The organism is Priestia sp. SIMBA_032 (genome assembly GCF_046535215.1).
Lineage (GTDB): Bacteria > Bacillota > Bacilli > Bacillales > Bacillaceae_H > Priestia > Priestia aryabhattai.
In genome coordinates this window covers 1-330 of the sequence record NZ_JAWRXD010000305.1, presented here as the reverse complement: position 1 = coordinate 330, position 330 = coordinate 1, and the positions used below count along the sequence as shown (strand labels likewise).

Here is a 330-nt window from a genome sequence, read left to right as displayed (position 1 = left end):
CATGCAACTGATCCTCGCAAACGCCCTACTCGCACTGACCTGGATCGCTGTTTCAGCGTACGTCCTCCTTGCTGGAGCGGACTTCGGAGGCGGCGTCTGGGACCTTATCGCCGGTCCGGGCCAGCGCGGAAAACAACAACGGTCGTTGATCGAACATTCGCTAGGACCGGTGTGGGAAGCCAACCACGTTTGGCTCATCTTCGTCATCGTTTTGGCGTGGACCGTCTTCCCACCAGCGTTCGCAGCAATCGCCTCAACGCTCTACATTCCGCTTTCGTTGGCAGCCATCGGAATCATCATCCGAGGGTCCGCATTCGCCTTCCGAAAATC

General features: G+C 58.2%; 1 protein-coding gene. It reads left to right on the top strand.

Going from position 1 to position 330, the window contains the following annotated elements; genetic code table 11:
• On the top strand, nt 1-330 hold a 330-nt coding region (locus SB717_RS34505; RefSeq protein ID WP_410907354.1), incomplete at both ends, for a cytochrome d ubiquinol oxidase subunit II.